This is a genomic window from Amycolatopsis sp. NPDC051106 (genome assembly GCF_040682775.1).
In the GTDB taxonomy this organism is placed as follows: domain Bacteria; phylum Actinomycetota; class Actinomycetes; order Mycobacteriales; family Pseudonocardiaceae; genus Amycolatopsis.
In genome coordinates, this window is sequence record NZ_JBFBBQ010000019.1 from 53,105 (window position 1) to 71,819 (window position 18,715).

Genomic DNA, 18,715 nt, shown 5'->3' on the forward strand with positions numbered 1-18,715 from the left:
CGTCACCGTCTCAAATTCTGAGAACAACTTCCTACATGGTGAACGATAGTTGGCATGGCTAAGGACCGCAAGCACCCAGCGGGACGGTCAGCGCAGCGCGGCGTACCCGGGCTTGATGACGTCGTCGATCAGCGCGAGCCGGGCGTCGAAATCGATGAACGCGGATTTCATCGCGTTGATCGTGAACCACCGGAAGTCGTCGAGGTCGTACCCGAACGCCTCGTGCAGCGCGGCGAATTCGCTGGTCATCGTGCATCCGCTCATCAGCCGGTTGTCCGTGTTCACGGTCACCCGGAAGCGCAGCCGCTCGAGCAGCGCGAGCGGGTGCTCGGCGATGGAGCGCACCGTGCCTGTTTGGACGTTCGACGTCGGGCAGATCTCCAGCGGGATCCGGCGGTCGCGGACGTACGCGGCCAACCGTCCAAGGTGGACCGTGCCGTCCGCGTCGGTCTTGATGTCCTCGATGATCCGCACGCCGTGCCCCAGCCGCTCGGCCCCGCAGTGCTGAATCGCCTCCCAAATGGACGGAAGGCCGAACGCTTCGCCGGCGTGAATGGTGAAATGCGCATTGTTCTGCCGCAAATACTCGAAAGCGTCGAGATTGCGGGTCGGCGGGAATCCGTCTTCCGGTCCGGCGATGTCGAACCCGACCACGCCGGCGTCGCGGTAGCGGACGGCCAGGGTCGCGATCTCGAGGGCCCGGGCGTGCTGGCGCATCGCGCAGAGCAACGTCCCGACGCGGATCGAACCGCCGTTCGCGGCCACGCGCCGTGTGCCCTCCGTGAACCCCGCCTGGACGGCCTCGACCACCGCATCGAGTGACAGACCGCGTTCGACGAACAACTCCGGTGCGTAGCGCACCTCGGCGTAGACGACGCCGTCGGCGGCCAGGTCCTCGACCGCTTCCGCGGCGACCCTGACCAGCGATTCCTCCGTTTGCATCACTCCGCAGGTGTGCGCGAAGGTCTCGAGGTAGGACACGAGTGAGCCGGAGTCGGCCGCGCGGCGGAACCAGGTGCCCAGCTCGGCCGGGTCGGTGGTGGGCAGCCCGGCATAGCCGGTGGCTTCGGCGAGCTCGGCGACGGTGGCCGGGCGCAGGCCGCCGTCGAGGTGGTCATGGAGGAGGACCTTCGGCGCGCGGCGGAGTGTCTCGCTGGTCAGAACAGGGCTTTCGTCAGGCATCCCCCAACGGTAACCTCGTTGTCATTCCCCTACATGGCCGTAACTCTCAGGCTCCGGTCAACGCTCAGCGTTGACGATCATGCGACGAATCGGCCATCCGGGGGCAGCCTCCGTAATACGCGCTTCACGGGGGCCATACGCACAGCAATTTCGCAATCGTTAAGCTTCGTGGCACGTCCCTCCATTTCCCCGCCGACGAAGGACACACAGCAGTGACCACTGACAACCACATTGCCGCCCCGTCCTTCGACCGGATGCGCAACATGCTGGTGCGCGCGGCCGAAGTGCGTGAGAGCGAGCAGCAGCAGATCTTCGACGCGCTCGACGACATCTACGCCCGCCTCGCGCCGGTGGACTCGCTGGGCGCGGTCCGCAAGCGGCTGTCCGAGATGCCCGACCGCACCGAGGTCAGCGTCCTGGCCGAGCGCCTCGACGAGACGATGTCGCGGCTCGAGGCCCAGGACAACGCGATCGCCGCGCTGACCCGCGCCGTCGAGAGCATCGTCGACAAGCTGGCCAAGCCGTTCGCACAGCTCGACGGCCGGCTCGACGGCATGGCCGCCCGCTTCGAGGGCGTCGCGGGCCGGATGGACGGACTCGAGGACAAGCTCCAGAACATCCACCGCCGGATCGACGAGGTCGGCAGCCACCTCGACAAGCAGGACGCGAAGCTCGACTCGATCCCGCAGTCGGTGCACGGCCCGGTCCGCGAGCGGATCGAGCAGGCCGAGGCGTCGCTGCGCGACCGCGTCGACCACGCCGACCACGAGCTGCGGGGCAAGCTGGACGAGCTGAGCCGCACGACGCAGGAGCGCATCGGCGAGCTCGACCGCGTCACCGGCGAGCGGATCGGCGCGAACACCGAGGCGCTCAAGACGGCGCTGACCGAGACCGGCGAGATGATCGACGCGTCGGACCGCCTGGAGGGCCTGGGCAACCGGCTCGAGAAGGTCACCGTCCGCCTCGACGAGCTGGCCGGCCGCCTCGACAAGGTGGAGGACGGCTTCCTCTCCGGCATCGGCGACCTCGACGGCGCGCTCAAGGCCGGGCTGTCCAAGGTCGAGGGCACGCTGTCCAAGCAGCCGGACACCGACTCGGTCGACACGCTGGTCCGGAAGAGCAACGACGAGAGCGTCCGCCGCATCGGCGGCCAGCTCGACGAGGCGATGGCCACGTTCGCGGAGCTGATGCTCGGCGGCGGCCCGGCGGTGCAGCAGATCTCCCCGCCGCCCCCGGCCCCGCGCCAGCCGCGTCGCAGCTCCCGCAACGGCCGCGCGCCGAAGCCGGCCGACGCCAAGGCCAAGTCGGGCGAAGGCGCCGAAGAAGCCACGGAGTAACCCAGCCCCACGAAGAGGCCCCCACCGGTACACCCGGCAGGGGCCTCTTTTCATGTCCGGAGTAACCGCTCCGGATCACTTTCTCGGGGAAAGTGACGCTTCGAGGGCCCGAACGCTGAGCTTTCGTAGGGAAAGTGGCGGGTGGGGTCACTCGGGCGGGTGATCGTCTTCGCGATGATCATCACACCGTGCCGCGGATCGTCTCCCGGACTATCGGGTTCGGCGCGGACGCCGCCGACGCGACCGAGTAAGCGCCTTCGAGAGCGGCGAGAGCCGCTGGGACCGCGGAAGGCGTGTCCGTGTGCAGCTCCAGCAGCGGCTCACCCTCGGTGACCTGGGAGCCGGGCTTCGCCAGGCACAGGATGCCCGCCGCGGCCTGGACCGGGTCCTCCTTGCGGGCCCGGCCCGCGCCCAGCCGCCAAGCCGCGACGCCCACCGCGTACGCGTCCAGCGAAGCCAGCATGCCCGAGGCCGGCGCGACCACCGTGTGGACGTGCGACGGCGTCGGCAGCGGCGCCGCGGGGTCGCCGCCCTGGGCGGAGATCATCCGGCACCACGTCTCGTACGCCTCGCCGGAAGCCAGCACCGCCGCCGGGTCCACGTCGAGACCGGCGAGGGCCAGCATCTCCCGCGCCAACGCGAGAGTCAGCTCGACGACGTCCGAAGGCCCCCCGCCCTGCAAAACGGCAACCGACTCCGCGACCTCCACCGCGTTCCCGACCGCGTGCCCCAGCGGGACGTTCATGTCGGTCAGCAGCGCCGTCGTCGGCACCCCGTGCGCGACCCCGATCGAAGTCAACGTCGAGGCCAGCGAACGCGCCTGGTCCAGCGTCTTCATGAACGCGCCCGACCCGAACTTGACGTCCAGGACCAGCCCGGACGCGCCCTCCGCGATCTTCTTGCTCATGATCGAGCTGGCGATCAGCGGGATCGACTCCACAGTGGACGTCACGTCCCGCAGCGCGTACAGCTTCTTGTCCGCCGGGGCCAGCCCGGACGTCGCCGCGCAGACCACCGCGCCGACGTCCTCCAGCTGAGCCTGGATCTCCGCCGTGGACAGTGAAGCCCGCCAGCCGGGGATCGACTCCAGCTTGTCCAGCGTCCCGCCGGTGTGCCCGAGCCCGCGCCCGGACAGCTGCGGCACCGCCGCCCCGCACGCGGCCACCAACGGCGCCAGCGGCAGCGTGATCTTGTCGCCGACCCCGCCCGTCGAGTGCTTGTCGACCGTCGGCCGCGACACGTTCAACGAGAGCCGCTCGCCGGAGTCGATCATCGCGCCGGTCCAGCGCGAGATCTCGGCGGGATCCATGCCCCGCAGGAAGATCGCCATCGCGAGCGCCGACATCTGCTCTTCGGCGACGTCCCCGCGCGTGTACGCGTCGACGACCCAGTCGATCTGCTCGTCCGAAAGCCGGCCGCCGTCCCGCTTGGTCCGGATGACGTCGACCGCCGCGAAGCCCGTCACGGCAGGTCGTCCGGGCCGAAGGCGTCCGGCAGGACGTCCGACATCGGCAGGATGCCGCTCGGCGTGTCGACCAAGCAGGCAGACCCGCCCAGCTCGAACAGGATCTGCCGGCAGCGCCCGCACGGCATCAGCAGGTCACCGGCGCCACTGCGGCACGCCACCGCGACCAGCCGGCCGCCGCCGGACAGCCGCAGCTGGCCGGCCATCGTGCACTCGGCGCACAGTCCGAGCCCGTAGGACGCGTTCTCGACGTTGCACCCGGTGACCACGCGGCCGTCGTCGACGATCCCGGCGACCCCGACGTGCAGGCCCGAATAAGGCGCGTACGCATGGGAAGCCGCTTCGATGGCCTGAGAACGCAGCGCGTCCCAATCCACAGTGGACGTCATCAGTCCTCACCTCGCCGGTACGGCTGCCCGTCGGCCTTCGGCGGCCGCAGCCGCTGCGAAGCCACCGCGAGCACGATCAGCGTCACGAAGTGCGCGGTGTACGGGATCAGGTCCGACGGCAGCGTGTCGTTCGACCAGTAGATCAAGTACAGGATCCCGGCGCCGACGACGCCGAGCCCGGCCGCGATCCACTGCTTGCGGAACAGCTGGACGACGACGATCACGGCGACCAGGATCACCGCGCCGTACAGCAGCGCGAGCACCGCTTCCCCGCCACCGGCGAGCTGCAAGCCGTCCGCGTAGCCGAACAGCGCCGCGCCGCCGAGCAGGCCACCCGGCCGCCAGTTGCCGAAGATCATCGCCGCGAGGCCGATGTACCCGCGGCCGTTCGTCTGGTTCTCCAGGTAGTCCGCGCCGCCGCGCAGCAGCACCAGCGACGCGCCGCCCATGCCGGCCAGCGCGCCCGAGATCAGCATCGCGATGTACTTGTGCCGGTAGACGTTCACGCCGAGGGACTCGGCGGCCACCGGGTTCTCGCCGCACGAGCGCAGCCGCAGGCCGAAGCGGGTCTTCCAGAGCACCCAGAAGCTCACCGGCACCAGGATGATCGCGATCATCGTAAGCGGCGCCACCTCGGTGACCAGGCCGCGCAGGATGCCGGCGACGTCGGAGATCCCGACGCGCTGTTCCTTCTCCAGGTCACCGAGCCAGTCCGAGAGGCCGCTCGCCGAGTAGGTGTCGAACTTCGGCACCACCGGCGACTGCCGCGGGTTGCCCGACAGCGGCTCGAAGATGAGGTTCGCCAGGTACTTCGTGACGCCGAGGCCGAGCAGGTTGATCGCTACGCCGGAGACGATGTGGTTGACGTTGAACGTCACCGTCGCCACCGCGTGCAGCAGCCCGCCCAGCGCGCCGAACACGAGCGCGGCCACCAGGCCGGCCCACGCGCCGCCGTAGTACGAACCCCAGGCGGCGCCCCAGGTCCCGAGGATCATCATGCCCTCGAGACCGATGTTGACCACGCCCGCGCGTTCGGCCCAGAGGCCGCCGAGCGCGCACAGCAGGATCGGCAGGGCCAGGCGCAACGCCGTCGACGACGTGTTCGACGACGTCAGCGCGGCGACGCCGGTGGAGTACGACGCCGTCGAGACGACGGCGATGGCGATCACGGCCCAGATGACCCCGCGGAGCCAGCCGGGGATCCGGGACCGCTTGCGGTGCACCGGCATGGCGCCGGGGCTGCCCGCGTCGGGCCGGGAGACGTCGGTGACGACCATCAGACCGCACCCCCTTCGGCGACCGAAGCGCCCTTGCGGCCGTTGCCGGCGAGTGCCCGGCCGACCCTGCGTTGTTCGGCGGCGAGGTCGGCCCGGCGCACGACCTCGTACGCCACGACGACCGACAGCACGATGATGCCCTGCATGATCGTCGCGATCTCCTTGGACACGTTGATCTGCTCCAGCGACACCGCCGAGGTGTCCAGGAACGCCCACAGCAGCGCGCCGAGCGCGATGCCACCGGGGTGGTTGCGGCCGAGCAGCGCGACGGCGATGCCGGTGAAGCCGTACATCTGGGTCGAGGTGATGCCGTAGGTGTAGTCGCGGCCGAGCAGCTCCGGCATCGCGACCAGGCCCGCGACGCCGCCCGAGAGCAGCATCGCGATCAGCGTCATCTTCTTGGCGTTGACGCCACCCGCGGCGGCCGCGGTGGTCGACTCGCCGGACGCCTTGAGCTCGAAGCCGAACCGCGTGCGGTTGAGCATGAACCAGTAGGCGGCACCGATAACGGCCGCGACGATGACGAACCCGAAGAGCGTGCCCGAGCCGAGCGGGATGCCCGGGATCCGGCCGGACGACGCGATCTCGCGGGTCCCGATGTTGTTGCCCCGCTGCACGCCGAACTGGTCGGCGTTGATGAGGAAGGCGATGATCCCGCCGACGATCGCGTTCAGCATGATCGTCGCGATCACCTCGCTCACCCCGCGGGTGACCTTGAGGATCGCCGGGACGGCCGCGTACGCCGCACCGGCGACGACCGCGACGATGAGGATCACCAGCGTGTGGATCACCGGCGGCAGCTGCAGAGCGCCACCGGCGATGGCCGCGACGACCGCCGCGAACCGGTACTGGCCTTCGACACCGATGTTGAACAGGTTCATCTGGAAGCCGATGGCGACCGCGAGCCCGGACAGGTAGTACACGGTCGCGAGGTTCACGGTGTCGACCGCGGTCGAGCCCTTGAACATCTGGCCGATCATGGTGCCGTACGCCTGCAGCGGGTCGGCCCCCGAAATGATCAGCGCGATCGCCGACAGCAGCACGGCGAACACGATCGCCAGCAGCGGTGGCAGCAGTTTCGTGCGCCAGGAGGTCACTCTTCTTCACCCTCTCCGGCGCCGGTCATCGCCGAGCCCAGTTCCTGCGGGGTCACGGTGGCGGGGTCGGCCTCGCTGACGAGCCGCCCGCGCAGCATGACGCGGATCGTGTCGGACAGGCCGATGAGCTCGTCGAGGTCGGCCGAGATGAGCAGCACGGCGAGGCCGGCCGCGCGCGCCTGGCGGATGTTCTCCCAGATCAGCGCCTGCGCGCCGACGTCGACACCGCGGGTCGGGTGCGACGCGATGAGCAGCACCGGGTTGCCGGACAGCTCGCGTCCGACGATCAGCTTCTGCTGGTTGCCGCCCGAGAGCGCCGCGGCGGGGACGTCGATCCCCGGCGTGCGGACGTCGTACTCGCGCACGATCCGCTCGGTGTCCGCGCGCGTGCCCGCGATGTCGAGCAACTGTCCTTTGGAGACCGGTTCGCGGGTCTGGTAACCGAGGATCCGGTTGACCCACAACGGTTGCGTGAGCAGCAGGCTGTGCCGCGTGCGGTCTTCGGCGATGTAGCCGATGCCGGCCTCGCGCCGCGCCAGCGTGCCGGCCTTCGTCAGATCGCGAGCCTTGCCCTCCGCGTCGACCAGCTCGATCTTGCCGCCCGAAGGCTTGCGCATGCCCATGATGGTCTCGACGAGCTCGGTCTGGCCGTTGCCCTCGACACCCGCGACGCCGAGCACCTCGCCCGCGCGCACGGTGAAGGTGACGTCGTCGAGCGCGTTGCGGTCCGAGCCCTCGGCGCCCAGCGTCAGCCCGGTCAGCCGCAGCACGGCGCGGTCGGTGACGGTGGACTCGCGGGTCTCCGGGCTGGGCAGCTCGGAACCGACCATCATCTCCGCGAGCTGGCGCGAGGTGATGGTCTTCGGGTCGGCCGTGCCCACGGTCGTGCCGCGCCGGATCACCGTCACGGTGTCGGCGATCGCGCGCACCTCGTCGAGCTTGTGGGAGATGAAGAGGAAGGTGTAGCCGTCGGCCTTCATCTCCCGGACGGTCGCGAACAGCGCGTCGACCTCCTGCGGCACGAGCACCGCGGTCGGCTCGTCCAGGATGATGATCTTCGCCCCGCGGTAGAGCACCTTGACGATCTCGACGCGCTGGCGGTCGGCGACGCCCAGCTCTTCGAGCAGGGTGTCGGGCTTGGCGTGCAGCCCGGTCCGCTCGGCGAGCTCGGCCAGCCGCGCGCGGGCGGCGCGGCCGATGCCGTGCAGGCCCTCGGCGCCGAGGAACACGTTCTCGCCGACCGTGAGGTTGTCGGCCAGCATGAAGTGCTGGTGCACCATGCCGATCCCGGCGCGGATGGCGTCCTGCGGGTTGCGCAGCTTCACCTCGTCGCCGTTGATCGCGATCGTGCCCTCGTCCGGCGGCTGCATGCCGTAGAGGATCTTCATCAGGGTGGACTTGCCGGCGCCGTTTTCGCCACAGATGGCGTGCACCTCGCCCGCGGCGACGGAGAGGTTGACGTCGGAGTTGGCCACCACGCCGGGGAACCGTTTGGTGATCCCGGTCAGCTGGACGGCGGGGACGCCCCGGTCGGGGACGGCCTCGGCCGGGGCCTCGGCAGTGCTCATGGGCGGGAGAATTCCATATCTGTCAAAACACGTGAGGGCTCGGAGGGAGAAGTCCCTCCGAGCCCTGCCCGCGTTGTCAGTTACTTCTGCGGCTTGTCCGAAACGGTGATCGCGCCCGAGATGATCTGGGCCTTGTAGCCGTCCAGGACGTCCTTGATGTCGTCGACCTTGCCGCCGGAGGTGGCGTAGCCGACGCCGTCGACCTTGAGGTCGAACCGCTTCGGCAGGGTCGTCAGGTCACCCTTGGCGACGGCCTGGATGTAGTCGAACACCGCGACGTCGACCCGCTTGAGCATGGACGTGATGATGACGTCCTTGTCGGCCGCGACGGTCTTCTGGTTGTACTGGTCGGAGTCGACGCCGATGGCCAGCGCGTTGCCCGACTTGGCGGCGTCGAAGACACCCTTACCGGAGGCGCCGGCGGCGTGGTAGATGACGTCCGCGCCCTTGGCGATCTCGGCCGCGGCCTTGGCGTTGCCCTTCGGCGGGTCCTGGAACCCGGAGAAGTCACCGGCCGGGGTGAGGTACTCGTCCTCGATCTTGATCTTGGACGAAACCGTCTTCGCGCCCTGCAGGAAGCCGGCCTCGAACTTCTGGATCAGCGGGGTGTTGACACCGCCGACGAAGCCGATGTGGCAGCTCTTGCTCTTGTACGCGGCGGCGACGCCGGCCAGGAACGAGCCCTGCTCCTCGGCGAAGACCAGCGGCGTGACGTTCGGGAGCGTGATCGAGTCGTCGTCGACGATCGCGAACTTGGTGTTCGGGTACTTGGCGGCGACGGCCTTGACCGAGTCCGCGTAGGCGAAGCCGACCGCGACGATCGGGTTCAAGCCCTGCGAGGCCATCTGGTCGAGGCGCTGCTGCTTGGCCGACTCGGCCTCGCTGGCGGACGCGGTGCTCTCGTTGACCGTCGTCACGCCCAGGTCGGCCTTCGCCTTGTCGGTGCCCGCGGCGGCGGCGTCGTTGAACGACGCGTCACCCCGGCCGCCGACGTCGAAGGCCAGGCCGATCTTGAGCTGGCTGCCGTCCACCTTGCCCCCGGCGGCGGCCGTGCTGCTCGACGCGGCGGGCGCGGCGGGCGGCTTCTGCGCGGTCACGCAGTCCGAACCACCCGACGAAGGCGCGGCGCTGTTGTTGCTGCTGCCACCGCTCGAGTCCTTGGCGCACCCGGCCAGGGTGAGCACCCCGGCCATGGCCACGGCGGCCAGCGCGGTTCCACGCATGCGACGCAACGTGTGTCTCCCTCCCCGCTGATCCAGCGGATGGTCAAGGGCACGACCCGGCCCACTGCCGGGTCGACCGCCAGACCGTACCCAACGGACAGGAATGCGCCATAGGAACGGCACGCTACGTAACACAAACGTTTACTCACGAGTCGCACGCGCGACCGGGCGCACACCCACTGTGATCAAAGCGATCATCGGGCGGCGCATTCGGCGGCTCCCAGACCTCCGGGACGGCCGAAATGCCGTTTGCTGTCACTCAGTGTGCCAGGCGGACCGAAGGATGGACCAGTCCGATCACTCTATGAGATGGCGCGAAGCGCAGGCCGGACGGACCGGCGACCGAATCGCTTCAGACGCCCGCCACCCGATCGGGCGTCAGCCGGGCGGGCGGGCCACCCCTCGCCTCCCGCAGTACGTCCACAGTGGACCCCCTTTTTCTGTGACCGCGCACACAATCGGTATGTGCCCCGGTGTCTGGTCCATCACAGAGAGGAACCCGGAGGTGAGCCGTCCGTCGGGAGCGGGTCTAGCATCCTTTTCATCCACGCTCGATGACCCTTGATCTCGGCATTGCCGCCGTAGACGTCCCCAGGTGGACGACGACGATCAGTGCGGACCTCACCGGCCACCGGGCACAAGTCAGACGTTGGAGGCCGTTCACCGATGTCCACCACGGCGAGCACTGCCAGCGGGGTGGGTTCACCCCCTTCGGGGGCGGGGACCAGCACCGCGGCAGGGGCGAGCGATCGGGCGGGTGCCTCACGCCGGCAGGGGACCTTCTACCGGGGCGACCCCGGCATGTGGTCCTGGGTGCTGCACCGCATCACCGGCGTGCTCACATTCTTCTTCCTGTTCGTGCACGTGCTCGACACCGCGCTGGTGCGCGTGTCGCCGAACACCTACGACCAGGTCATCGAGACCTACAAGACCCCGATCGTCAACCTCCTCGAGGTGGGCCTGGTCGGCGCGGTCCTCTTCCACGCGCTGAACGGCATCCGCGTCATGCTGGTCGACTTCTGGTCGAAGGGCCCGAAGCTGCAGAAGGCCATGCTCTGGGTGATCGGCGTGGTCTGGGTCGTCGTGATGGTCCCCGGTGCCTTCTTCATGCTGAAGCGCACCGTCGAAACGCTCTTCGGGGGTAACTGACATGGCCGACCTCGCCCTCGCGAACCCCCGCGCGCCGAAGCGTCCCGCCGCCCGCCGGAGCAACTTCGAGCTCTACAGCTGGCTGTTCATGCGGATCTCCGGCCTCGCGCTGATCATCCTGGTGCTCGGCCACCTGCTGATCATGAACATCCTCGACGGCGGCGTGCACCGGATCAACTGGGGCTTCGTCGCCGGCCGCTGGGCCTCGCCGTTCTGGCAGTTCTGGGACCTGGCCATGCTGTGGCTCGCCGAGATCCACGGCGGCAACGGCCTGCGCACCATCATCGACGACTACGCGCGCAAGGACAGCACGCGGTTCTGGCTGAAGATCCTGCTCTACGTCTCGATGGCGCTGATCCTGGCCGTCGGCACGATGGTGATCTTCACCTTCGACCCGAACATGCCCGCGAACTGAAGCCCGGAGACCTCCCACCATGCAGTTCCACAAGTACGACGTGGTGATCGTCGGCGCCGGCGGCGCCGGGATGCGCGCGGCCATCGAGTCCGGCCAGCGCGCCCGCACCGCGGTCCTCACCAAGCTCTACCCGACCCGGTCCCACACCGGCGCGGCCCAGGGCGGCATGTGCGCCGCGCTGGCGAACGTCGAAGAGGACAACTGGGAGTGGCACACCTTCGACACGGTCAAGGGCGGCGACTACCTCGTCGACCAGGACGCCGCGGAGATCATGGCCAAGGAGGCCATCGACGCGGTGCTCGACCTGGAGAAGATGGGCCTGCCGTTCAACCGGACGCCCGAGGGCAAGATCGACCAGCGCCGCTTCGGCGGGCACACGCGTGACCACGGCAAGGCCGCGGTGCGCCGCGCCTGCTACGCCGCGGACCGCACCGGCCACATGATCCTGCAGACGCTCTACCAAAACTGCGTCAAGTACGGCACGGAGTTCTTCAACGAGTTCTACGTGCTCGACCTGGTGCTGTCGGAGGACGACAACGGCAACCCGGTCGCCTCCGGCGTCGTCGCCTACGAGCTGGCCACCGGCGAGCTGCACGTCTTCCAGGCGAAGTCGATCGTGTTCGCCACCGGCGGCGCGGGCAAGATCTTCAAGACGACGTCGAACGCCCACACCCTCACCGGGGACGGCCTCGGCATCATCTTCCGCAAGGGCCTCCCGCTGGAGGACATGGAGTTCTTCCAGTTCCACCCGACCGGCCTCGCGGGCCTGGGCATCCTGATCTCCGAAGCCGTCCGCGGCGAGGGCGGGATCCTGCGCAACGCCGACGGCGAGCGGTTCATGGAGCGCTACGCCCCCACCATCAAGGACCTCGCGCCGCGCGACATCGTGGCGCGCTCGATGGTGCAGGAGGTGCTGCAGGGCCGCGGCTGCGGGCCGAACAAGGACTACGTCGTCCTCGACGTCACGCACCTGCCGGTCGAGGTCCTCGAGACCAAGCTGCCGGACATCACCGAGTTCTCCCGCACCTACCTGGGCGTCGACCCGGTGAAGGAGCCGGTGCCGGTGTTCCCGACCTGCCACTACGTGATGGGCGGCATCCCGACCAACGTCCACGGCGAAGCGCTGCGGGACAACGAGAACGTCATCCCGGGCCTGTACGCCGCGGGCGAGGTCGCGTGCGTGTCCGTGCACGGCTCGAACCGCCTGGGCACGAACTCGCTGCTGGACATCAACGTGTTCGGCCGCCGCGCTGGCATCGCGGCCGCGGAGTACGCACTGGCGCACGAGCACGTCGAGCTGCCGGAGAACCCGACCGCGCTGGTGGAAGAGCAGCTGTCGGGCCTGCTGTCGGAGCACGGCGACGAGCGCGTCGCCGACATCCGCAAGGAAATGCAGCAGACGATGGACTCGCACGCGTCGGTGTACCGGACCGAGGACACGCTGAAGCAGGCGCTGACCGACATCCAGGCGCTGAAGGCGCGTTACCAGCGGATCACCGTGGCGGACAAGGGCAAGCGGTACAACACCGACCTGCTCGAGGCCGTCGAGCTGGGCTTCCTGCTGGAGCTGGCCGAGGTGCTGATCGTGGGCGCGCTCGCGCGCAAGGAGTCCCGCGGCGGTCACGCCCGCGAGGACTACCCGAACCGCGACGACACGAACTTCATGCGGCACACCATGGCATACAAGCAGGGCACCGGGCTGGCGTCCGACATCCGGCTCGACTACAAGCCGGTTACCTTCACCCGCTACGAACCGATGGAGCGGAAGTACTGATGACTGCGGCAACCACTGAGGACGCTCCGGCCGCTTCGGACGCGCACACGCCGATCACGGTCACGCTGAAGATCCTCCGGTTCAACCCGGAGGTCGACACGGAGCCGCACTGGGAGTCCTACGACGTCCCGGCGCAGCGCACCGACCGGCTGCTGAACCTGCTGTTCTACGTCAAGGACTACATCGACGGGACGTTCTCGTTCCGCCGCTCGTGCGCACACGGCGTGTGCGGGTCCGACGCGATGCAGATCAACGGCATCAACCGCTTGGCGTGCAAGGTCCTGATGAAGGATCTGCTCGAGAAGGACGGCAAGAAGACCACGATCACGATCGCCCCGATCAAGGGCCTGACGACGTTGAAGGACCTCTACGTCGACATGGACCCGTTCTTCGAGGCGTACCGGGCGATCAAGCCGTACCTGATCAACTACAGCCCCGAGCCGACGCGCGAGCGTCTCCAGTCCCAGGCGGACCGCGACCGGTTCGACGACACCACGAAGTGCATCCTGTGCGCGTGCTGCACTTCGTCGTGCCCGGTGTACTGGAACGACGGGTCGTACTTCGGCCCGGCGGCGATCGTGAACGCGCACCGGTTCATCTTCGACTCCCGTGACGAGGGAGCGGAGGAGCGCCTGGACATCCTGAACGACGGCGAGGGCGTGTGGCGCTGCCGGACGACGTTCAACTGCACGGACGCGTGTCCCCGGGGTATCCAGGTGACGAAGGCGATCCAGGAAGTGAAGCGGGCTTTGCTCTTCAAGCGCGTCTGACATCCTTCACGACGAAGGGCCCCCGCTCGACTGAGCGGGGGCCCTTCGTCGTCCTGCCAGGGCAGGCAACCGCCAGCCGGCAGCGCAAGCCGACCACGAGATCACCAGACCTCCCCCGCCCCTCATCCCAGCCTTCTCTTCAGCCGGCGGTCGGGTTTGTCAAGGCACGCTTTCCCGCCTTGACAAACCCGGGCGGCGGCTGAGAATCCGACCGGAGGGGCGGGGGAGGTCGGACCCGCTTTCTCACGCGGTAGAACAAAAACTGTCCTCGCCGGACGGGCAGGCTCCGGGATGACCGCCCGTCCCGCTGGCCTCTCACCTTTTCGAGGTGGGCCGCTGGGTGGTCATCCCATCGCCTGAACGAGGCCCATCCCTTTGAGCCGGGCCCGCAAGCTTGCGCTGTCTTCTCGCGTTGCGCTTCGGGTTGCGGGCCCGGCTCAAAGTGATTTGACGGCCTCAGGCGACGGGATGACCACGCAGCTCCTTTGCTGGGGTCAGCGGACCGCGTCCAGGGCGTTGACCAGGCCGTGGCCGTAGTACGAGTTGTTCTTCGCCGGCCCCGTGCACTCCGTCTCCGCCGACGCGCACGTCACCGGGTCCGCTTCACCCGTCAACACCCGGGCCAGCAGCTGCGGCGGAAGCCCCCGGAAGCGGGACGCGATCAGCGCCGCGACCCCGGCCGCGTGCGGCGAGGCCATCGACGTCCCGCACTTCGAGCCGTACAGCCCGCCGAACACCGTCGTCGACAGCGGGCACGAGGGGCCCTCACCCGCGGGAGGCATCTGCGAGAAGTCGCCGCCCGGAGCTGTCACGTCGATCGAACCGTAGTTGCTGAACGACGACTTCGTGCCCGCGTAGCCCACCGATGACACCGTCACGACGCCGTCGATCGCCTTCGGGAGGATGCCGCACGACGAGTCCACCGGGTGGGGGCGGTTCGGGTCCGTCGTCTGGGAAGTCGTGTCGAAGCCCGAGTTGCCCGCCGCCGACACGTTCAGGACCCCGTGGTGCGTCGAGTACTGGATCGCGCGCCGGACCGCCTCGTAAGCCGCGGCGTCTCCGGGCTCGCGGGAGCAGAAGAACATGCCCGGGTCGATGTAGTAGCTGTTGTTCGTCACCGGGAAGCCGTGCTTGGCCGCCCACACGAAGCCGCAGACCGCCGACTCCGGGAAGATGTAACCGTCGTCGTTGACGACCTTCACCGAGGCCAGGCGCACTCCCGGCGCGATGCCCGTGAAGCCCGCCGCCGGGTCCTTGCCCGCGATCGTGCCCGCCACGTGCGTTCCGTGGTCGGACGTCGTCGGGGCCCACGACGCCGGGGAGGTGTCCGCGGCGCCCGTGATGCAGCCCGCCGATTCCGAAGGCGAAACGGCCGCCTTCAACGCCGGGTGCGTAGCGTCGATACCCGAGTCCAGGACGCCGACCGTCACCGACCGGCTGCCCTGGTACTTCTTGTTCGCCTCCGGCGCGTGAATCGCCTTCATGTCCCACTGCTGCGCCGACAGGTCACCCGCGGCGGCCGTCGAGCGCGTGTCCTCCAGCGTCCGCACCGCGCCCAGCGAACGAGCGGCAAGACCGGAAGAAGCCACGTCCTTCCCGCCCGAGTAAGCCCGGTAGACGCCGATCTTCTGCTGGAAGTCCGCGTTGCGCGAGCTGGCGATCGCGACGCCGATCTCGCCGTAGTACGCCACCTTCGTGCCGCACTTCGCCGCCAGCTCCTTGTCGACGGCCGAAGCACGCGTGCCCGGCTGGTAGGTCACCACGTAGGTGTACGGCGTGCTCGTCGTGTCGCAAGCGACCTGCGCGGCCTCGGCGGCCGGTGCCGCGACGAACAGGCCGCCCCCGACGGCCAGCACGAGCGGGGCCGCCATTCGGCGTAAACGGGACATTCCACCTCCAGAGTCAGTGGCGTCAACCTAAACCGGCCCCGGGGACCGCGCCACCGACCAAAGTCAGGAGGAGACGCGCGAAGTAGCACGCACCCCGCGCCAGCCCAGCACGCCGATGACCGTCCCGAGCACGAACGACACGACCGTCAGCACCGCGTGCACCACGAAGTACGCGGTCGGCGAGCCGTCGGGCGTCCAGGACTGGTCGCTCGCCCACAGGTTCTTGGCGAACGTGATCCAGATGATCCACGACCACACGCCGAAGGCCAGCAGGAACAGCGAGGTGCCTCGCGAAATGCGCATGCCCCTGAGTATGCGACGCGAGCCTCGGCGCTAGATTGCGTGGGTGCACTCCGCTGTCTTCCGGTCGCTCAAGGTCTTCACGACGACGCTCGCCGCCGCCCTCCTGGCCCTGAGCACCCCGGTCCTCGCCGCCGCGGCGCCGCAGCAGGGCCAGTGCGCGAACCGCCAGGCCCCGCCGGCCCCCGTCGACACGTCGGAGAAGCCCGCGCCCGGCCAGCAGGCCCCGCCGGCGCTGGCCGTGCCCGCCGTCCCGGTCGGCGGCCCGCGGATGGCCGAGTGCGGCCTGGTCACCCCGGACGGCGCGCTCAACCCGCCGGACGGCAACACCGCGGCGTCGTGGGTGGTGCAGGACCTCGACACCGGCGCGGTGATCGCGGCCAAGGACCCGCACGCCCGGGAGCGGCCGGCGTCGCTGATCAAGACGCTGCTCGCGCTCGTCGTGGTCACCCAGCTGAACCCGCAGCAGGTGCTCGTCGCGACGAAGGAGGACGCCGAGCAGGAGTGCACCTGCGTCGGCCTCGTCGCCGGTGGCCAGTACACCGTCGACCAGCTGCTGCACGGCCTGCTGATGCACTCGGGCAACGACGTCGCGCACGCGTTCGCCACGGCGCTCGGCGGGGTCGACTCCGCGGTGGCCAAGATGAACGCGCTGGCGGCCCGCATCGGCGCGCACGACACGCGCGCCGCGACGCCGTCGGGGCTCGACGGGCCGGGCATGTCGACCTCGGCCTACGACCTGAGCCTGATCTTCCACTACGCGATGAAGCAGCCGGAGTTCGCGAAGGTCGTCTCGACGAAGAACTTCGAGATCCCGGCGACCGGCGGCAAGCCGGCCATCCCGGTCTACAACGACAACAAGCTGCTCGGCGTCTACCCCGGCTTCCTCGGCGGCAAGACCGGCTTCACCGACGACGCCCGCCACACCTACGTCGGCGCGGCGCAGCAGAAGGGCAAGCGGCTCGCGGTCGTCATGCTGCGCGCCGAGCAGAAGCCGACGAAGGTCGTCGACCAGGCCGCGAAGCTGCTCGACTACGGCTTCGAGCTGGAGGCCGACCGCGCCGTGCCGGTCGGCCGGATCGACTACCAGGCCCCGGTCACCACCCCCGAAAGCACCGACACGTCCGTGCTCGCCGACGGCGGCACCGGCAACAGCGGGACGTCCTCGGCCGCGGCCGCCGCCAAGGAAGACCCGTTCGGGGTCACCGGCTGGATCATCACACTGGTGGTGTTCCTGATCATCGTCGGCGCGTTCGTGGTCGGGCACCAGCGCAAGAAGGCCGCGAACTAGCGGAACCCGGGGCCGGGTTCGGGGGTCACCCGATCGGTGGCGATCGCGCCGCCGCAGTGTCCACACGCGACGTACGTCTCGGCGACCTCGCCACAGTCGTGGTGGCGCAACAGGATCGGCGGGCCTTCCGGACCGGCGAGGTGCTTGTCGCCCCACTGCATGAGCGTGACGACGGCGCCGAAGAGGTCCCGCCCGGCCTGCGTCAGCACGTATTCGGGCACGGGGTCGACGCGGTCGAGCACGCCGGCGTCGACGAGGGTCTTGAGCCGCGCGGACAACGTCGGGCGCGGGATCGACAAGTTGCGCGCGAACTCGCCGTAGCGCCGCACGCCGAAGAACGTCTCCCGCAGGATGAGCAGGCTCCAGCGCTCCCCGACCAGGTCGAGCGCGCGTCCGACCGAGTCGCTGGTGAACCGGTGCGTCAGGCCGGTCACAGCTGCTCCGTGCGGGCCGGGACGCCCAGCAGCAGCTTGCCGGACAGCTCGAAGCTGGCCGGGTTGACCTGGAAGTGGGCGGTCGCGGTGTGGGCGTCGCGGAAGCGGCGCTGCAACGGCGAAGTCTCGTAGATCGCCGCGCCGCCGCCCAGGTCGTACATGCTTTCGGCGACCTTCGCGGCGGTGCGCGTGACGTGCGTGGCGGCCAGCCGCAGGCCGAGTTTCAGCTGGTCGGAGACCGGTTCGGCGCCCTGCGCGGCCTGCCAGGCCTCGTCGATGCTGGTGTAGAAGAGCAGCCGCGCGGCGCGCACGGCGGCCTCGGCTTCCGCGACGGCCGCCTGCGTCGCCGATCGCTCGGCGAGCGACCGGCTGGAGCCGAGGGGTTTGCGCGTCGAGGCGAGCTCGACGAGGTCGTCGATCGCGCCGCGCGCGTTGCCCAGCGCGGCCGCCGCCACCGACAGCGCGAAGAAGCCGAAGAGCGGAAAGCGGTGCAGCGCAACGGCTTCCGCGGGCGGGCCACCCAGCACCGAGAAGACGCGGTGCCCGGGGACGAACAGCTCGTCGGCGACGCAGTCGTGGCTGCCGGTGCCGCGCAGGCCGGTGGTGTGCCAGGTGTCGAGGACTTCGATCTCGGCTTTCGGCAACGCGGCGACGTACAGCTCGCCTTCGTGCACGAAGCCGGCAAAGAGCCAGTCGCAGTGCGGGATGCCACTGCAGAACGCCCACCGGCCGGAGACGACGTAACCCCCGTCTGTCTTCTTACCGGCCCCGCGCGGCGCCCAGACGCCCGCGGCGACGGTCTTCGGGTCGCCGAAGACCTCTTCGGCGCACTTCGGCGGGGCGTAGGCCGAGAGCAGGCTGCTCGTCACGGCGATCGAGACGCACCAGCCGGCCGAGGCGTCGCCGCGCGCGACGGTCTCGGCGGTTTCGAGGCTGAGCGCGGGTGGGGCTTCCGGGCCGCCCAGGTAGCCGGGGACGCCGCTGCGCAGGAGCTGGGCGTCGGTCAGCTTGGCGACGAGCTCGGCCGGCAACGCGCGCTGCCGTTCGGTGACGGGCGCGAGCGACTTGGCGAGGGCGGCGCACTCGCGGGCGGCGTCCAGCATGAAACCTCCGGTTCAGATTTCTTACCGGTTCAGTTTCTTTACTGGGCGGATC

The 18,715-nt window shown here is 69.4% G+C and carries 17 protein-coding genes; 6 read left to right on the top strand and 11 right to left on the bottom strand.

Going from position 1 to position 18,715, the window contains the following annotated elements; all coding sequences use genetic code 11:
• Positions 1–87: 87 nt before the first annotated feature.
• Complete coding sequence (locus AB0M83_RS17225; protein ID WP_364518012.1) at positions 88–1,182, bottom strand: adenosine deaminase; 1,095 nt, start codon at positions 1,180–1,182, stop codon at positions 88–90.
• A 212-nt stretch (positions 1,183–1,394) separates the two neighbouring features.
• Here AB0M83_RS17225 and AB0M83_RS17230 point away from each other — a divergent pair, with 212 nt between their 5' ends.
• Positions 1,395–2,519, top strand: coding sequence for a PA containing protein (locus AB0M83_RS17230; RefSeq protein ID WP_364518014.1), 1,125 nt, complete (start codon positions 1,395–1,397; stop codon positions 2,517–2,519).
• Positions 2,520–2,700: 181 nt separating this feature from the next.
• Here the strand turns inward: AB0M83_RS17230 and AB0M83_RS17235 are convergent, their stop codons facing one another.
• The 6 genes from AB0M83_RS17235 to AB0M83_RS17260 all read right to left on the bottom strand — a co-directional run bounded on the left by AB0M83_RS17235 (position 2,701) and on the right by AB0M83_RS17260 (position 9,538).
• Complete coding sequence (locus tag AB0M83_RS17235) at positions 2,701–3,984, bottom strand: thymidine phosphorylase (RefSeq protein ID WP_364518016.1); 1,284 nt, start codon at positions 3,982–3,984, stop codon at positions 2,701–2,703.
• Positions 3,981–4,373 carry a cytidine deaminase gene (locus tag AB0M83_RS17240; RefSeq protein ID WP_364518018.1) on the bottom strand — a complete coding sequence of 131 codons (393 nt, stop codon included), beginning with the start codon at positions 4,371–4,373 and terminating at the stop codon, positions 3,981–3,983. Before AB0M83_RS17240 ends, AB0M83_RS17235 begins: the two co-directional genes overlap by 4 nt.
• Complete coding sequence (locus AB0M83_RS17245) at positions 4,373–5,650, bottom strand: ABC transporter permease (RefSeq protein WP_364518020.1); 1,278 nt, start codon at positions 5,648–5,650, stop codon at positions 4,373–4,375. Before AB0M83_RS17245 ends, AB0M83_RS17240 begins: the two co-directional genes overlap by 1 nt.
• A complete protein-coding gene (locus AB0M83_RS17250) occupies positions 5,650–6,747 on the bottom strand; it encodes an ABC transporter permease (protein WP_364518022.1) in 1,098 nt (365 codons plus the stop codon). The genes AB0M83_RS17245 and AB0M83_RS17250 overlap by 1 nt, the downstream gene beginning before the upstream one ends.
• A complete protein-coding gene (locus AB0M83_RS17255) occupies positions 6,744–8,315 on the bottom strand; it encodes an ABC transporter ATP-binding protein (protein WP_364518024.1) in 1,572 nt (523 codons plus the stop codon). Before AB0M83_RS17255 ends, AB0M83_RS17250 begins: the two co-directional genes overlap by 4 nt.
• A gap of 80 nt (positions 8,316–8,395) precedes the next feature.
• On the bottom strand, positions 8,396–9,538 hold the full coding sequence (locus tag AB0M83_RS17260) for a BMP family ABC transporter substrate-binding protein (protein ID WP_364518026.1): 1,143 nt from the start codon (positions 9,536–9,538) through the stop codon (positions 8,396–8,398).
• A gap of 666 nt (positions 9,539–10,204) precedes the next feature.
• Between AB0M83_RS17260 and sdhC the strand changes: the two genes are divergently transcribed.
• Genes sdhC through AB0M83_RS17280 form a run of 4 tightly spaced genes read left to right on the top strand, consistent with a single transcriptional unit; the run spans position 10,205 to position 13,646 of the window.
• The gene (gene sdhC / locus AB0M83_RS17265; RefSeq protein WP_364518028.1) at positions 10,205–10,687 is read left to right on the top strand and encodes a succinate dehydrogenase, cytochrome b556 subunit; all 483 of its coding nucleotides are present in this window, start codon (positions 10,205–10,207) and stop codon (positions 10,685–10,687) included.
• 1 nt (position 10,688) lies between these two features.
• The gene (locus tag AB0M83_RS17270) at positions 10,689–11,102 is read left to right on the top strand and encodes a succinate dehydrogenase hydrophobic membrane anchor subunit (RefSeq protein WP_155549007.1); all 414 of its coding nucleotides are present in this window, start codon (positions 10,689–10,691) and stop codon (positions 11,100–11,102) included.
• 19 nt (positions 11,103–11,121) lie between these two features.
• Positions 11,122–12,876 (top strand): succinate dehydrogenase flavoprotein subunit, encoded by a 1,755-nt coding sequence (gene sdhA / locus AB0M83_RS17275; RefSeq protein WP_364518030.1) that lies wholly within the window; start codon positions 11,122–11,124, stop codon positions 12,874–12,876.
• Complete coding sequence (locus tag AB0M83_RS17280; protein WP_364518032.1) at positions 12,876–13,646, top strand: succinate dehydrogenase iron-sulfur subunit; 771 nt, start codon at positions 12,876–12,878, stop codon at positions 13,644–13,646. Before sdhA ends, AB0M83_RS17280 begins: the two co-directional genes overlap by 1 nt.
• Before the next feature lie 494 nt (positions 13,647–14,140).
• On the opposite strand, the gene AB0M83_RS17285 is transcribed toward AB0M83_RS17280, so the two are convergent.
• Entirely contained in the window at positions 14,141–15,535 is a 1,395-nt protein-coding gene (locus AB0M83_RS17285) for a S8 family serine peptidase (RefSeq protein ID WP_364518034.1), read from the bottom strand.
• A gap of 63 nt (positions 15,536–15,598) precedes the next feature.
• Positions 15,599–15,838: a hypothetical protein gene (locus tag AB0M83_RS17290; RefSeq protein WP_364518036.1), complete on the bottom strand. Its 240-nt coding sequence runs from the start codon at positions 15,836–15,838 to the stop codon at positions 15,599–15,601.
• A 43-nt stretch (positions 15,839–15,881) separates the two neighbouring features.
• Here AB0M83_RS17290 and AB0M83_RS17295 point away from each other — a divergent pair, with 43 nt between their 5' ends.
• Positions 15,882–17,126 carry a D-alanyl-D-alanine carboxypeptidase family protein gene (locus tag AB0M83_RS17295; RefSeq protein ID WP_364518038.1) on the top strand — a complete coding sequence of 415 codons (1,245 nt, stop codon included), beginning with the start codon at positions 15,882–15,884 and terminating at the stop codon, positions 17,124–17,126.
• Here AB0M83_RS17295 and AB0M83_RS17300 read toward each other — a convergent pair.
• Together AB0M83_RS17300 and AB0M83_RS17305 are read right to left on the bottom strand one after the other, a co-directional pair.
• Positions 17,123–17,560, bottom strand: a complete 438-nt coding sequence (locus AB0M83_RS17300) for a helix-turn-helix domain-containing protein (protein ID WP_364518040.1) — start codon at positions 17,558–17,560, stop codon at positions 17,123–17,125. The genes AB0M83_RS17295 and AB0M83_RS17300 overlap by 4 nt on opposite strands.
• Positions 17,557–18,663 (bottom strand): acyl-CoA dehydrogenase family protein, encoded by a 1,107-nt coding sequence (locus AB0M83_RS17305; protein WP_364518042.1) that lies wholly within the window; start codon positions 18,661–18,663, stop codon positions 17,557–17,559. Before AB0M83_RS17305 ends, AB0M83_RS17300 begins: the two co-directional genes overlap by 4 nt.
• Between the last annotated feature and the right edge of the window lie 52 nt (positions 18,664–18,715).

Coding starts and splice junctions, on each gene's coding strand:
- sdhA (WP_364518030.1), top strand. CDS start 11,122: ATGCAGTTCCACAAGTACGACGTGGTGATCGTCGGCGCCGGCGGCGCC.
- AB0M83_RS17270 (WP_155549007.1), top strand. CDS start 10,689: ATGGCCGACCTCGCCCTCGCGAACCCCCGCGCGCCGAAGCGTCCCGCC.
- AB0M83_RS17240 (WP_364518018.1), bottom strand. CDS start 4,373: ATGACGTCCACTGTGGATTGGGACGCGCTGCGTTCTCAGGCCATCGAA.
- AB0M83_RS17260 (WP_364518026.1), bottom strand. CDS start 9,538: ATGCGTGGAACCGCGCTGGCCGCCGTGGCCATGGCCGGGGTGCTCACC.
- AB0M83_RS17280 (WP_364518032.1), top strand. CDS start 12,876: ATGACTGCGGCAACCACTGAGGACGCTCCGGCCGCTTCGGACGCGCAC.
- AB0M83_RS17290 (WP_364518036.1), bottom strand. CDS start 15,838: ATGCGCATTTCGCGAGGCACCTCGCTGTTCCTGCTGGCCTTCGGCGTG.
- AB0M83_RS17305 (WP_364518042.1), bottom strand. CDS start 18,663: ATGCTGGACGCCGCCCGCGAGTGCGCCGCCCTCGCCAAGTCGCTCGCG.
- AB0M83_RS17225 (WP_364518012.1), bottom strand. CDS start 1,182: ATGCCTGACGAAAGCCCTGTTCTGACCAGCGAGACACTCCGCCGCGCG.
- AB0M83_RS17245 (WP_364518020.1), bottom strand. CDS start 5,650: ATGGTCGTCACCGACGTCTCCCGGCCCGACGCGGGCAGCCCCGGCGCC.
- sdhC (WP_364518028.1), top strand. CDS start 10,205: ATGTCCACCACGGCGAGCACTGCCAGCGGGGTGGGTTCACCCCCTTCG.
- AB0M83_RS17285 (WP_364518034.1), bottom strand. CDS start 15,535: ATGTCCCGTTTACGCCGAATGGCGGCCCCGCTCGTGCTGGCCGTCGGG.
- AB0M83_RS17255 (WP_364518024.1), bottom strand. CDS start 8,315: ATGAGCACTGCCGAGGCCCCGGCCGAGGCCGTCCCCGACCGGGGCGTC.